Genomic DNA, 15,310 nt, shown 5'->3' with positions numbered 1-15,310 from the left:
GCAGCGATGGCACGGGCAAGTACTACCTCGTCAAAGTGGTGGCCAAGGACCCGGCCGGCAACGCGTCGACTGCCACGGACGTGAAGGTCTACGTCACCAACGACACGGCGGATGATCAGAACGCTCCGCCGCAGATCGGCGGCGTTCCGGCCACGCCTACGACCGTCGTGACGATCAAGGATACGGCAACGGCCACGCCGTTCAGCAACGTCACCATCACGGATGACAGCACCGTGACCGTGCTGGTCAGCCTCGACAACAAGGCCAAGGGCACTCTTGTCGGCGAGGGCTTTGCCTGGGTCGATGCCCTTCAGGCCTACAAGTTCGAAGGCTCGGCGGCGGCTGCTCAAACGGCCATCAAGAACCTGGTCTTCACGCCGACCGCTCGCCCCAACGGAGCTGTCAATGCTGCCGAGGATACCACCTTCACCATCTCGGTGTCGGACAACGTCAACCCGGCGGTGACGAACAGCACGATCCGCGTGCGGTCCGAGGTCGAGAACCGGGCCCCCATCCTCGTCGCTGCCGCCTACAACCCGACGATCCTGCACAGCGAGAACATCAACCTCGTCAATCCGTTCAAGGACGTGTCCATCGGCGAAACCAATGCCGGCGATATGGTCACTGTGACGATCACCCTCGACGACTTCGCCAAGGGTGATCTCAAGAACCTGAACGACTTCGTTCGCAACGAAAATGCGAAGACCTATACCTTCATCGGGTCGGCGGCCGACGCCCAGGTGAAGATCCGGGCGCTGCAATACGATCCCCGCGACCGGCCGGGTTCGGCCGCCAGCGAGGTGACCTCCTTCACCATTTCGGTGCAGGACAATCACCAGGACACGGCGACAGTGACGAATACAAACATCAAGGTCACCTCGCTCGGCGTCAACAGCGCCCCGACCGGCCTTACCCTGGGCGCCAACTCCGTCAAGGAGTACAGCCTCGCGGGTCAGGAGATCGGCACGCTCGCGGCGACGGACGTGAACGGCGATGCCCTCACCTACAAGCTCCTCGACAATGCCGGCGGCCGTTTCGCGATCGTGAACAACAAGCTCGTGCTCGCGGGCCCTGGCGTCAACTTCGAGGAGGCCGCGTCGCACCAGGTCAAGATACAGGTGAGCGACGGCCGGGGTGGCACGACCGAGCAGGTCTTCACCGTCAATGTCCTTGACGAGACGACCCTCAACAAGAAGGGCACGAAGAAGAACGACAAGCTGAACGGCGGCCTGCTGGACGATATCCTCAAGGGCGGCACCGGCAACGGCCGGGACACCATCAAGGGCCTCGCCGGCGACGACAAGCTCTATGGCGAGAACGGCAACGACTCCATTCTGGGTGGCGACGGCATCGATCGTCTCTATGGCGGTAATCAAGACGACATCCTGAAGGGCGACGCCGGCAACGACTTCCTCTACGGCGAGGCCGGCATCGACAAGCTCTATGGCGGTTTGGGCAAGGATACCTTCATCTTCAACAAGAAGCCGAGCAAGACGGCCAACCTTGACAAGATCATGGACTTCAATGTCGCGGACGACACGATCTGGCTCGAGAACAGCGTCTTCAAGAAGCTCGGAAAAGCCGGTTCGGAGGCCATGCCTGCAGTCCTGAACGCTGTGAACTTCGTCATCGGATCGAAGGCCAAGGATCGCGACGACTTCATCATCTACAACAACAAGAAGGGTATCCTTTATTACGATGCCGACGGCAGTGGTAAGGGTGCGGCCGTCGAGATCGCCTCGATGAAGAAGAACCTCAAGCTCACCATCGACGACTTCAAGATCATCTGACGGGTGAGACCCTTCTGATCCCAAGCCCCGGCGGTTCGACCGCCGGGGCTTTCCCTTTGACCGCAGCAGCAGGACGCCGGCGTCCAGCAGGCTCCGGCGGAACAGGCTACTAGCCGAGGAAGAGCGGCGTTTCCGAAGCTGGGATTTTCAAGCTGGAAAGCCGAACGCATCGACCCTGCGCCGTCTCGTAAGACCATGGCAGCCCGCGACATGAGATGGGCGTCTCCGACCATATGCTCCCGGTGCCTGACGATCCGCCTGAAGCACGGAACCCCTGCCCCGCCTTCTTTGCAGGGAGCGGCGTGGTGCCTGACGGTGCGTTTTGCCGCTTAGGGTGCTGCAACTTCCTCTGATCGCCGCCAAGCAGCACAACTTTTCACTTGTTCCTGCCCATGCGGCAGAATATGAAATAAGATAATATTTCAAGGAACTTTCGTATGGCCGAGCACGATCCGATTTCGAACACCTATACCCTGCTCCCGACGGAGGAGGATTTCACCCTGTTGCCGGAACACGGCGACGCCAACGTGATCGGGAACGACAAGAACAACCGGATCACCGGCAATGCGGGCGTGAACTCCCTCGACGGCGGCGCAGGGGCCGATACGTTGCGCGGCGGGCTCGGCGATGACACTTACGTCGTCAGTGATGAAGGGGACCGGGTCTTCGAGGATGCGGGTGAGGGCTCCGGCTTCGATACCGCCATTGCGAGTACTTCCTACACCCTGGAGGGCAATGTCGAGAAACTGGTTCTCGTCGGAAGCGCGACGCGTGGCACCGGCAACGCCCTCGACAACATCCTGACCGGAAACCAGAACGACAATGTCCTGATCGGCGGCGACGGCAATGATACGCTGATGGGCGGCAGTGCCGGTGTGGATACCCTCCACGGCGGCCGAGGTGACGACACCTATATCCTTGATGACGACGTGGACAACGTCGTTGAGGGTGCGGGCGAGGGATCCGGTTTCGACACCGTCATTTCGTCCGTTTCTAATGTGCTCGAAGCCAATATCGAAAAGCTGGTTCTGATCGGAAGCGCGACGCACGGCATCGGCAACGATCTCGACAACGTTCTGGAAGGCAACGAGAACGACAATTTTCTGAGCGGCGGCAATGGCAATGACACTCTGATCGGCGGCAGCGCCGGTGCCGATACCTTCCAGGGCGGCCGTGGCGACGATCTCTATTATTTCTCCAGTGGCAACAATGTGATCGAGGAAGAAGACACCGTGGAGGGCGGGGGCAACGACACCATCGTCAGCTCTTCGACGGTCGACCTCGCGAACTTTCCCGATATCGAGAACCTGACCTTGGAGGGCACGGCCGATGTCGACGGCCTGGGCAATGCCCTCGACAACACCATCCTCGGCAATGACGGCCAGAACATTCTCGACGGGCGCAACGGCAACGACAGCCTCGTCGGCGGCCTGGGAGACGACCACCTGATCGGCGGCGATGGGAACGACACCCTCGACGGCGGCGAGGGGACGGATGAATTCGACGGTGGAATCGGCGACGACACCTATATCGTCGATGGCGACGAGACCATCGATGAAGGTGTCGACGAAGGCAACGACACCGTCATTGTCACCGTCGGGATGGATTATTCGATCGCCGGGACGCAGATCGAGAACGTCATTATGTGGTTCGAAGGAACCGTGACCGGCAACGATCTCGCCAACGATTTTGTCGGAAGCGATGGCAATGACGTGCTGAACGGTGACAACGGTGACGACATCCTCAATGGCGGTGGCGGGGCGGATGGTTTGATCGGCGGCGAGGGGGATGATGATTACTACGTCGACACCGAGCTCGACAGCATCACTGAACAAGCCAACCAGGGTGACGACAAGGTCTTCTCGACATCCAGCTTCGACCTGAGCCGGCAGGGAGCCAATGTCGAGTATCTGGCCCTGATCGGCTCTGCCAATCTCAAAGCCACCGGCAACGATCTCGCCAACACGATCATCGGTAACGACGGAAGCAATACGCTCGATGGTCGCGGCGGCAACGATACGATGGAGGGTGGCAAGGGTAACGACACCTACATCATCGATGCCGGCGACACCATTCAGGAGGAGGAAGGTGAAGGGCGAGATACGATTCAGGTCGGCTTCAATGCCTACACACTCGGGAGCAATATCGAGGATCTGACCTTCACCGGCACGGGCAATTTCACCGGCGCCGGCAACACGCTCAACAATTTCATCCGCAGCAGCACCGGCAACGACACGCTTGTGGGAGGGAATGGTGACGACTCCCTCCATGGCGGCGCCGGGGCAGACCGCATGGAGGGTGGCGTCGGCAGCGATCTCTACTGGGTCGATCATGCCGGCGACGTGATCGTCGATTCCGGCATCGGGTTCGATCGGGTTCTCGCATCGTCCCATTACACGCTCGGCGCCAATCTGGAATATCTCGCCTTCGAGGGAGGCGGGAATTTTGCCGGCACCGGCAACGAACTCGACAACACCATGTACGGCAATACCGGGGCCAACACCTTGGATGGCGGCGCGGGGCGCGATCAGCTCGATGGTGGTGAGGGAGCGGATCATCTGCTCGGCGGCGCCGGGGACGACACGATCACCGACTGGAAGGGTGACGACGTGATCGACGGAGGCGCCGGCAAGGACGATCTGCGCGGCGGCGTCGGCAACGACAGCTACGTCGTGGACGGGCTCGACCTCGTGACGGAGCTCGCCGGCCAGGGCCTCGATACCGTGACGGCATCGGAGAGCTTTGCGCTCGCCGCCGCGGCAGAGGTCGAGGTGCTGATCGCGAAAGCCGGGACGAGCGCCATCAATCTCACCGGAAGCGACACCGCCAACACGATCTCGGGCAATGACGGAGCCAACACGCTGTCCGGCGTCGGCGGGGACGATGTGCTGACCGGCCTGCTCGGCAACGATACTCTCTCGGGCGGCATCGGCAACGACAGGCTCGCCGGCGGCAGCGGCAAGGATACGCTCTGGGGCGATCTCGGTGCCGACACCATCGTCTTCGACACTCGCATCCTGGCCGCGAATGCTGACAAGGTCATGGCTTACAGGGCCCCTGAGGATCGGATCTTCATCGAGAACGCTCTGTTGAAGGCCAACAAGGTTCTCTACAAGGCCATCGGCAAGGGAACAGAGGCAAAGCCTGCCGGGCTGGCGAAGAAATTCTTCACGATCGGGCCGAAGGCGAAGGACAAGGATGACTTCTTCGTTCTCAACACGAAGAAACATACCCTTTCCTACGATGCCGACGGCAGCGGATCCAAGGCCGCGATCGTGATCGCGACCTTCGACAAGGACGCTATGAAGAAATTCACCCACAAGGAGCTGTTCTTCATCTGACCAGGCCTTTCCGAAACGTGAGGTCCGGCGGCAAAGAAGGCCGGGCGTTCTCGTCTCGCCAATGGGGCGGGGAGCAGGACAGAGGCGTGAACATCGCGACGATTCTCGCGCGCCGGATCAGGCCACCGCACGCGCCGCCGAGGCCGTGGAATCCCGCACGACCAGGCGGCAGGCGAGTTCCGTCCGTCGGACGACCCGCTGGCCCTGCGTCGAGAGTTCGATCAGCATGTCGACGGCCGTCTCGCCGAGCTCACGGGCCGGAATGTGCATGGTGGTCAGGCGCGGCCTGAGCAGGTCCGAGATCGGCAGGTTGTCGATGCCCATGATCGAGATATTGTCCGGGCAGGCAATCTGGCGAGCCGTCAAGGCCGAGAGGGCTCCAAGCGCAAGGCTGTCGGCAGCGCATAGGAGCGCGGTCACATCGAGAGTGCCCCTGTCGAGGCGTTCGCCGATGGCGCGTTCGGCGCATTCGGGCGTCCAATCCTCGACGCTGATCACATCATCGTCGGAGCATGGCAGCCCATGCTCGGCGAGGGCATCGCGCCAGCCTTCCAGCCGCCGCCGAATGGTCGGTCGGCCGGGGCGCATGACGAAGCCGATGCGCTCATGGCCGAGCCCTATCAGATAATCGCATGCCATGCGCGAGGCGGAACGGTTGCAGGGGCTGACACTCGAAATGCGCATGAGAGGATCGTCGCTGTTGATCAGAACCGCGGGCTTTCCGCTCTCCTGAATGCGATTCATCACCTGCATGTCGTCGATCGTCAGCAGGAGGACGCCTAGGATGCTCGGACTATCGAGAACATCCTGGAGCGGGGCCTGGTTCTCGTCCGCATCGGGGAGAGGCACCAAGGACACCTCGACCTCTTTCGATGTCGCGGCAGCTTTCAATCCCTCCAGCACGTGCCAGGTGAACTGGACGCGTCTGTAATCCGTCATGGCGGCCTTGCTGGCGAAAACCGCAAGGCGTGCCCCCTGCACCCTGTTGGGTAACGGATAGTGAGCTTTCCGGGCAGCGTCGAAGATCCGCTGACGGATGTCGTCTCGTACGCCCTTTTGCCCGGTCAGGGCTCGCGAGACGGTGCTGATGGAGACATCGCAGGCCAGAGCAATGTCGCTCAGGCGGGTGCGCCCCGGGGCTTTCGGAGGGGAGGCAGAGTTCTTGGACATGCTGGAGCATGCTGCAAAAAATTTTCATGTTGCGCAATCTCTGCCGCTCATGAAAAATCCTCTCAAATAAAGCAGATGCCCAGGGAGGCAGCGCATATGAAGGAAAGAGGGTGTCTCACGCGCCAGCCTGATCACCGTATCGCGGGCGCGAAGGCCGCGAGCCAAAACGGCCGGTTCGACCGGTCGAATCTCGGCGGGATCCCGAGCGACCGCATCTGTCCCGACAGTCGAACACGGCCGCAAGGCCGCAGGCGCGGGCGGCCTCACGGGCACAGGCTCGATCGTTTCGCCTGGAGCATGGCCGACAGACATCAGGACAGCACGAATGTCGGCTCGATGCCGGTCAACAGCCTGCGGTGCGGATGATGGCAAGAACGATGTATCTGACCCATCCTCTGGCAGCCGGCCAAGCAGTCGGGCATTGGCAGCTCGGCGACGTGCACGAGGAGCGCTACGACGTTCCCGAACGCACAATGGAAGGGAAGATGGATGCCTTCTTCTTTCTGACGAAGGACCGCAACTTCATCCCGCACCAATATGCCTGCCGCACGGATTTCATCGAGGAATACCGGGGCAAGGCCCCGAACCCGGTCATCCTCTTCGAGCCAACGCGCGTGTGGCTGCCGTTCGGTTCGCCCCGCGTGGATCTGTCGGGCTTCTGGTTCCGGGCCACGCGCGTCGAGTGCTGGGCGCGAACGACCATCGACAGCCCGCGCGATCAGGTGGCGCGCTTCAGCTTTGCCACCTGCGGCGGCGCCTTTCTCGAAGTCGATGGCCGCCGCGTGGCGGAACTCACCCGTTATCAGCGCAATTTCGAGGAGCGTGCCGAGATCGAGGTGCCGCTGAAGGCGGGCCGGAACGAGCTCAGGGTCTGGTTCGCCGACCTCTGCGAGCGCGATGCCCGATATTACTTCAGCCTGGAGCTGGTTTCGGGCGAGGGGCTGTCGGTCGGCATGCCGATCGCCATCGACGGTGCGCACGCGGCGGCCGTGGAGAAGATGCTCGAGGGCATGCGCTTCGAGCGACCGTCCTACGGCCGCGGCGAGGTGGCCATCGTGTTCGATCATCCCGCGACACGCTCGCTCGATGTGCATGTCGAGGTTCGGGGCGATTTCATGTCCACGGAGGACACGCTCGAGTTCCACAAGATGCTCCCTGCCGGTGCGACCCGCGTCGCCATTGCCGATACGAGCGAGCTGCCCGCCGATTTCCGGCACTTCGACATTACCCTGCGCGACGGGGACTTCGTGGCGACACGCGTGCTCGGCGTCGAGATTTATCATCTCGACCGGCAGCCCCCCGCTTCACCCGATATCTGGGTGCGGGCGCAGGCCGTGCTCGAGCATGTAGCGGAGCGGGGCGAGCGCGACATGGTGGCGGTGTTGGCGCGCCTCGCACTCGACCGCGGCGGGCCGGACACCGACCGCATCATCGAGTCCTGCCTGCCGATCATCGGCGATTGTCACGATTGCGCGGATTTCCTGCTCGTGCCGCTGCTCTGGTCCCGCATGTCCTGGCCGGAGCGGATCGCCCCCGAGACGCGAGCGCGCATGGACGACGTGATCCTGCGCTTCCGCTACTGGATGGACGAGCCCGGCAACGACGTGATGTGGTATTTCAGCGAGAACCACGCGCTCCTGTTCCACACGGCCTGTCACCTGGCAGGCACGCTCTTCCCGGAGGCAACCTTCAAGCGCTCCGGCCGCAAGGGCCGTGAGCAGGCCGAAATCGGCCGGCAGCGGCTGCTCGAATGGCTGACCCATTTCGAGGCCTGCGAGATGGCGGAATGGAACTCGGCCCCGTATTTCCCGATCGACCTGAAGGGCCTGTGCGCGCTCTATGCGCTCTCTCCCGATCCGGGCATCCGGGAGCGATCCGGTCGCGCCATCCGGCGGCTCCTCGAAATCATGGCCCTGTCGAGCCATCACGGCATGATGACCGCCTCGCAGGGGCGCAGCTACGAGCACACGCTCCGCCCGGGACGGACCCTCGAACTCTCCGGCATGGCCTATCTCGCCTTCGGCCAGGGATCGCTCGGCCGCCGCTTCCACGCTCTGCCTCAGCTCGCCTTGTGTTTTGCCGAGCATGGTCTCAGCGTCGATCCGGACCTGGCCGCCCTCGCCGATCATCGTGGCCCGGGGGCTTACGAATGGTGCTACAAGCAGGGCGAGAACGGCATCGCCTCGCTCTATCACTTCAAGTCGAAGGATTATGCCCTGGGCAGCATCGCCGCCTATCGCTGGGGAGAATGGGGCTACCAGGAAACCGTTCTGCATCTTCGCCTCGGCGAGAAGCCGCAGGCCCAAATCTGGATCAACCATCCCGGCGAGGTGATTCACAGCGGCTTCGGCCGCCCGTCGTACTGGGGCGGCTGCGGAACGGTGCCGCGCGTTCACCAGTTCCGCTCCCTCGCACTCGTGGACTTCAAGGCTCATCCGGCCCAGCCGGATTTCACCCATGCCTGGCTGCCGGAAGCCGAGATGGATGAAGTGATCCATGCGGGCAGCCGGATCCTGGTGCGCTCCGGCGATGGGCTCTGCCTGCTCGTGGCGAGCGGACCCTTGGAGCGCGTCACGAAGGGGCCCACGGCTGGGTGCGAGGCTCGCCTGCCGGGGCATGCCGGCCGCTGGATCGTGCGTCTGTCGGACATCGCGACCGAAGGCAGCCTTGCTGCGTTCGGCCGGCGCTTCGCCGGCCTCTCCGCGGATGAGCAGGGCGATGGCGTCATCGTGATCCAGGATCCTGATTTCGGGGCCGTCGCCTGCGGTCCCGACGCGGTGGTGAGGACGCCGGGAGAAACGTGCGATCCGAAGAACTGGACATTGACCGGAGAACTGAAGGCTTTTCCGGAAGGAAAGCGTGTAACGCTGCCTTCCCAACATTCGAAACAAGAGCAACTCAAGATTGCCTGAACCAAAACGTCATCATGGGAGGAAAGTGATGAAACGACTCAAACATCTGGCCTGCGCAGCTCTGGCGCTCGCGTTGAGCGCATCCGTTGCCCTAGCGGCCACCGAAGTGCGCATCATGTGGTACTCGGACGGCAACGAGGGCGAAGTTCTGCAGGATCTCGTCAAGCGCTTCGAGGCCCAGAACCCCGACATCAAGGTCGTGGTCGACAATGTCGCGTTCGGCGTCATCAAGGACCAGCTGCCCGTGCAGCTCGAGGCCGGGCGCGGACCCGATATCGTGCGCGTGGTGGAGCTGAAGTCGCAGGCCAAGCACTGGCTCGACCTGCGTCCGCACCTGAAGGACGCCGCGACTTTCGAGAAGAACTTCAGCAACACCCTCGACTGGATGCGCGAGGACGGCAGCAATGCCCTGCCGGGCTTCATGACCCAGCTCACCATCACGGGCCCGCTGGTGAACACGACCCTCTTCGAGCAGGCCGGCGTGCCCGTTCCCGGTCCGAAGGCCACATGGGACGAGTGGGCGGCGGCCGCCAAGAAGGTGGCGGACAGCCAGAAGATTCCGATCGCGCTCGCCTTCGACCGCTCGGGCCATCGCTTCATGGGCCCGGCCATCTCCATGGGCGCGAAGGTGATCGGACCCGACGGCAAGCCCGCGGTCGTGGACGAAGGCTTCAAGGCCATGGCCCAGCGCATCGCCGACTGGCACAAGAACGGCATCATGCCGCGCGAGATCTGGGGCGGCGTTGCAGGAACGACCTACAAGGGCGCGAACGAGGAGTTCGTGAACGGCCAGGTCGCCGTCTACTTCTCCGGCTCGTGGCAGGTCGCCCAGTTCTCCCAGAAGATCAAGGACAGCTTCGACTGGTCGGCGGGAACCGAGCCCTGTGGGCCTGCGGCGTGCACCGGCATGCCGGGCGGCGCCGGTCTCGTTGCGGTGAAGTACACGAAGAGCCCTAAGGAAGTGGCGCGGGTCGTGGAATATCTCGCCAGCGAGCCCGTGGTGCGCGAATTCTCCGAGCGGACCCTGTTCCTGCCGGCGCATCAGGGCGTTGCCGCCAAAGGGGTCGACTTCAAGTCCAGCGATCCGAACGTCAAGAAGTCTCTCGACATCTTCCTGAATGCAACCCGGACCGCCGATCCGCTCGCGCTGAAGATGCAGAGCTACAGGTGGTCGGGCACGATCTACGCCGCCGTCATCAGCCGCCTCGGTCAGGTGGTTGCTGGCGAGGCGCAGCTCCCCGATGCCTATGCCCGCATCGAGGACGACATCAAGCAGAAGGTCGCCGAGGCCTCCCGCTGAGCCAGAGGCACGCGTGATGAGCACCAACACCGAAGCGCGGGGAGGGCAGGCGCCGAGCCTGTCCTCCATGGTGGCCTTGCCGTTCCGCTTCATCATGGGCGTTCTCAACGCCCCCATGAGCTTCGTTCAGCGCCGCTTCGGCATCGGCGGCATGGGAGCCGTGTTCCTGGCCCCGAACATGCTGATCTTCAGCATTTTCGTGCTCATTCCGGTTGCCATCAACCTTGCCTATTCCCTGACCGGCGGAACCGCGATCTTCTTCGAAGGCCGCTATTTCGTCGGGCTGGACCAGTACAGAACGCTGCTCACCTGTGACGATTACACCACTCCCTCCACCTGCCTGCAGGATGCCTTCTGGCAAAGCGTGCACAATACGGCGCTTTTCGTGGTTCTGCAGGTGACGGTGCTCGTGCTGGTGTCCCTCGGGACGGCGCTCGTGCTCAACCGCGAGATGCGCGCCCGTGGCTTCTGGCGCGGCGTCTTCTTCTTTCCCGTTCTGCTCTCGCCGGTCGTCGTCGGTCTGATCTGGAAATGGATCCTGCAGCGCGACGGCCTGCTCAACGCCATTCTTCTCGATTTCGGTTTCGAGCGGACCCTTTGGCTTGCCGAGCGGAACTGGGCCATGTTCTGGGCCATCTTCGTGTCCGTCTGGGCCCATCTCGGCTTCTATGCTCTCATCCTGCTCGCCGGGCTTCAGGCCATCCCGCGCGACCTCTACGAGGCCGCCATGATGGATGGAACCGGACGGATGCGCACCTTCTGGCGCATCACGCTGCCGCTGTTGTGGCCCAACCTTCTCGTCGTCGTCATCCTCGCGCTCATCAAAGCCGTGCAGATTTTCGACGAAGCGTTCGTGCTGACCGGCGGCGGGCCGGGCACCAGCACCATGTTCATCACGCAATACATCTACGAGACGGGCTTCGCTCACGTCCTGCGCAATCTCGGGCTCGCATCGGCAGCCTCGATCCTCATGGGTACGGTCCTTGTCGCGCTTACGGCCCTGCAGCTCCTGGCGTCGAACAGGCGCGCCCGAAAGGAGGCCGCATGAGCGCCCTCTCCACCTTCCTCCTGCGCCGGCGTGGGGGTGCTGGCTGGCATTGGACCGATGTCCTGGCCTATGTCTGGCTGGGCATCGGCCTTGTCCTGATGTTCGGGCCGGTTTTGTGGCTCGTGGTCTCGTCCTTCAAGACGCCGGCGAATCTGGCCGAGTTCCCGCCGACCTTCAGGCCGCTCGACGCGCAGGTGGCGAGGGTTCAGGGCTATGACCAGCCCCTGCCGCTCTTTCGCGTGATGCTCGACGACGGCAGCGAGAAGGTTCTTGCTCAGGTGCGGCGTGTCGGCATCATGGCGCAAATGGTCGATCCGCAGAACCCCGGCGCCGTCATCCGTGTACCGATCGACAAGCGGATCCCCGTGCGCGAGATCAAGCTTGCAACTGAAAACTATGCAGAGCCCCTGCAGCAATTCGACTTCCTGCGCTACTTTCAAAACTCGGTCTTCGTCACGATCATGGCCACGCTCATCACGCTCGTGGTGAACTCCATGGCGGCCTTCGCCCTGTCGAAATACGAGTTCAAGGGCCGGACGGCGGTGCTCGGCATCATCCTTGCAACCCTGATGGTGCCCTTGTCGGTCATCGTCGTGCCGCTCTATCTCGTGGTGAATTCGCTCAACCTGTTCGATACGCTCTGGGGCGTCATCCTGCCGACGGTCGCGACGCCGACAGGCGTCTTTCTGTTGAGGCAGTACATGCTCACGATCCCCGACGAGTTGATCGATGCGGCCCGCATGGACAAAGCCTCCGAGTGGCAGATCTACTGGCGCATCGTGCTGCCGCTGGCGGCGCCGGCCCTGGCGGTGTTGGCCATCTTCTCCGTCATGTGGCGTTGGAACGATTTTCTATGGCCGTTGATCGTTCTCTCGCGCAAGGAGCATTACACCTTGCAGGTCGGCCTCAATGCGTTTTCGGGCGAGCTGAACGTGCAATGGCATTATGTTCTCGCCATGACCGTTCTCTCCATCGTGCCGGTCGCCCTGATCTTCCTGTTCCTTCAGCGCTACATCACTGCAGGCATCGCGAATACCGGCTTGAAATGAGGCCGAATTCTACTGGAAAGTACACGTCGTGAGTCATCTCGTTCTTCGCCAGGTTGCCAAGGAGTTCGGATCCGTCCGCGTATTGCACGGGATCGACCTCGAAGTCCGAGATGGCGAGTTTGTGGTCTTCGTCGGACCGTCCGGGTGCGGCAAGTCCACATTGCTGCGCACGATCGCCGGACTTGAGCGCGCAAGCTCCGGAGAGATCCGGCTCGACGACCGCCTCGTCAACGATGTCTCTGCGGCCGATCGCGGCCTCGCCATGGTATTCCAGTCCTATGCGCTCTATCCGCACATGAGCGTGCGCCAGAACCTCGCCTTCGGTCTTGAGAACAGCCGCATGCCGAGGGATGAGATCGATCGGCGCGTGATGGAGGCGGCCAGGATGCTGCTGATCGAGCCGCTCTTGAGCCGCAAGCCGCGCCAGCTTTCGGGCGGCCAGCGGCAGCGCGTCGCCATCGGCCGTGCGATTGTCCGCCGCCCGGGCATCTTCCTGCTCGACGAGCCCTTGTCCAATCTCGATGCCGAGCTGCGTGTGGTGATGCGCGCCGAACTCGCTGCCCTGCACAAGCGGCTCAATGCCACGATGATTTACGTCACCCACGATCAGACCGAGGCCATGACGCTCGCCGACCGCATCGTCGTGCTGCGTGACGGGCGGATCGAGCAGATCGGAACGCCGCTCGAGCTCTACAACAATCCGGCGAACCGCTTCGTCGCCGGGTTCATCGGCTCTCCGCGCATGAACTTCATCGAAGCCGAAGCTGTTCCGGTTGCGGATGGGATCGGCGTGCAGGTCAATGGAAAGCAGCAGAGTCTGCCGCATCGCGATATCGCGCTCGGCTCCAAGATCGTGATTGGCGTTCGGCCGCATTCCGCAACAGTGACCAGCGTGGATGAGGGGATGATCCCGCTCGAACTGACTCTCGTCGAGCAGCTTGGCGCGGAGACGATCCTGCACGGCAGGACGGATCGCGGTGACATCTTCACGGTCTCTGCGCCTGGCCAGAGGCGGTATGCCATAGGCGAACGCATCGGCGTCGTCCTGCCCGCCGAAGCGCTTCATGTCTTCGACGCGGAGGGAATGGCGCTGCCGCGAGGCTAATCAGGCTTCCACTGTTGTCAGGAGTTAAGGCTCTTGGACTGTCGGACTTCGTTTTTCGACGGAGAGTGTCAGCGGTAAACTGATGTGACCAAAGTCTGTTTGGGCCCATCGATATGGCTTCCAAAGCGGGCCATTCCAAAATGCGCACGATACCTGCGTTTTTCCGACAAGCTTTGCGCTCTCCCGATTTCCGCAAAGGAAGATCAGCGGCATGGTCGTTTGGAAAGGCGATCCGCTCCGCCGGACCGAAGCGGTCAAGAACAGCATGCAATCCTGCAAAGAAATCATGCCCGACGATCAGAACAGCATCGACCTGTCAAAAAGGCCGCTTGCGGGCTTCATTCCATACTGGAGCCGCAAGTTTTCCCTGCCCCGCTTCATCACGAAGAGCCGCACCCATTCAGCTCGGTTTCATCTCATCCGCGGCCGCATTCTCCTTGGCCTCGGACGGTACGACCAGGCCGTCGATGATTTCCGCAGCGCCTTGCGGCTGGACTGGCGGTACGAGCAGGCGGCCCACTGGCTTGCCAAGGTGAATGCCCCCTGCCGCACCGACTGATTCCTGCACAGGTGCATGCGCTGTGTCTTGAGCGATTTCGGGAGCAGGCGCTCGGCAGAATTACGCACTCAGGAATGCCTGAACCGCAGGGCCGCTTAGTCCGGCTTCCCTCGTGATCCGCCGGGCAAGCTCCGCCGCGGATGGCCGCAGGCGGCTTTGCGGCCGGTCGAGCCAATAGGATACGGGATTAAGGGCGGTTCGTGGGTCGACCGCGACGACACGCCCCGTGCGCAGCGCATCGCCCGCCAGCGGCGGGCGGGCCAGCGCGATGCCGAGTCCGTGGGCGGCCGCATCGAGCACGAGGTTGTAATCTTCAAAGCGGCGATCCTGCGGGCGAGGGCGGTAGTCCATGCCCTGCGCGGCAAACCAGGCACGCCATCCCGACGCGTCGGAATCATGCACGAGCGGATACTTCAGAAGCCGCTCAGGGGTACCAGGGCCGAACGAACCGGCCAGAGCAGGCGACGCGATCGGGAAGCAATGCTCCTCGAACAGACGGATCGAGATCCGTCCCGGCAGGCTGCCGCGACCGCAGCGGATGGCCAGATCGATCCCCTCTGCTTCGAGATCGATGTTGCGATGCTCGACCACGAATTCGATCCGCAGGGAGGGTTCGCCCTCTTCGAAGGCTCGCAGGCGCGGCATCAGCCAGAGGCTGCTGACCGATGGGATCGATGTCAGGCGGACGATGGCAGCGCCCTTCCGCTCGATCCAGCGATCGGAGCTGTCCGCGATCAGGGCAAAAGCCTCGCTCGTCCGCTGGTGGAGGCGCTGCCCCTGCGGCGTGAGGGCGACGCCCCGTGCCTGGCGGTCGAACAGCCTTTCTCCGAGCCAGTGCTCGAGCTTGGCCACTTGGCGGCTGATGGCGCCATGGGTGAGGTGAAGGTCGTTCGCAGCAGCCGAGAAGCTGCCGAGGCGCGCCGCCGCCTCGAAGGCGCGCAGGGCATCGAGCGGCGGCAAGGGGGACGAGCTGTGAATCATGCTCACAGCTGACCGCTGAATTGTTCGATTGTCAATCAGCTCGGATCGCAGAATT

Annotated in this window: 10 protein-coding genes; 8 read left to right on the top strand and 2 right to left on the bottom strand. The window is 62.8% G+C overall.

From position 1 onward, the window contains the following. Together VB672_RS11785 and VB672_RS11780 are read left to right on the top strand one after the other, a co-directional pair. On the top strand, positions 1 to 1,790 hold a 1,790-nt coding region (locus VB672_RS11785), incomplete at its 5' end, for an Ig-like domain-containing protein (protein ID WP_442932001.1). A gap of 437 nt (positions 1,791 to 2,227) precedes the next feature. After that, complete coding sequence (locus VB672_RS11780) at positions 2,228 to 5,131, top strand: calcium-binding protein (RefSeq protein ID WP_329784374.1); 2,904 nt, start codon at positions 2,228 to 2,230, stop codon at positions 5,129 to 5,131. 117 nt (positions 5,132 to 5,248) lie between these two features. Here VB672_RS11780 and VB672_RS11775 read toward each other — a convergent pair whose 3' ends face one another. Continuing rightward, positions 5,249 to 6,301, bottom strand: coding sequence for a LacI family DNA-binding transcriptional regulator (locus tag VB672_RS11775; protein ID WP_329784373.1), 1,053 nt, complete (start codon positions 6,299 to 6,301; stop codon positions 5,249 to 5,251). A gap of 377 nt (positions 6,302 to 6,678) precedes the next feature. On the opposite strand from VB672_RS11775, the gene VB672_RS11770 reads away from it, so the two are divergent. From VB672_RS11770 to VB672_RS11745, 6 genes are all read left to right on the top strand, one after another. Further along, a complete protein-coding gene (locus VB672_RS11770; protein ID WP_329784372.1) occupies positions 6,679 to 9,213 on the top strand; it encodes a hypothetical protein in 2,535 nt (844 codons plus the stop codon). Positions 9,214 to 9,241: 28 nt separating this feature from the next. Continuing rightward, positions 9,242 to 10,513, top strand: coding sequence for an ABC transporter substrate-binding protein (locus VB672_RS11765; RefSeq protein ID WP_329784371.1), 1,272 nt, complete (start codon positions 9,242 to 9,244; stop codon positions 10,511 to 10,513). Between the two features lie 16 nt (positions 10,514 to 10,529). Then, positions 10,530 to 11,561: a carbohydrate ABC transporter permease gene (locus tag VB672_RS11760; RefSeq protein WP_442932000.1), complete on the top strand. Its 1,032-nt coding sequence runs from the start codon at positions 10,530 to 10,532 to the stop codon at positions 11,559 to 11,561. Next, entirely contained in the window at positions 11,558 to 12,610 is a 1,053-nt protein-coding gene (locus tag VB672_RS11755; RefSeq protein ID WP_329784370.1) for a carbohydrate ABC transporter permease, read from the top strand. The genes VB672_RS11760 and VB672_RS11755 overlap by 4 nt, the downstream gene beginning before the upstream one ends. A gap of 28 nt (positions 12,611 to 12,638) precedes the next feature. Beyond that, complete coding sequence (locus VB672_RS11750; RefSeq protein WP_329784369.1) at positions 12,639 to 13,715, top strand: ABC transporter ATP-binding protein; 1,077 nt, start codon at positions 12,639 to 12,641, stop codon at positions 13,713 to 13,715. Positions 13,716 to 13,926: 211 nt separating this feature from the next. After that, positions 13,927 to 14,274 (top strand): tetratricopeptide repeat protein, encoded by a 348-nt coding sequence (locus tag VB672_RS11745; RefSeq protein ID WP_329784368.1) that lies wholly within the window; start codon positions 13,927 to 13,929, stop codon positions 14,272 to 14,274. A 60-nt stretch (positions 14,275 to 14,334) separates the two neighbouring features. Here VB672_RS11745 and VB672_RS11740 read toward each other — a convergent pair whose 3' ends face one another. After that, positions 14,335 to 15,255 (bottom strand): LysR substrate-binding domain-containing protein, encoded by a 921-nt coding sequence (locus VB672_RS11740; RefSeq protein WP_329784367.1) that lies wholly within the window; start codon positions 15,253 to 15,255, stop codon positions 14,335 to 14,337. Between the last annotated feature and the right edge of the window lie 55 nt (positions 15,256 to 15,310).

Source organism: Microvirga sp. CF3016 (assembly GCF_036314085.1).
Classification (GTDB): Bacteria; Pseudomonadota; Alphaproteobacteria; order Rhizobiales; family Beijerinckiaceae; genus Microvirga.
Note: the sequence above shows the minus strand (reverse complement) of the source record. Positions and strands in the feature narration are given on the sequence as shown.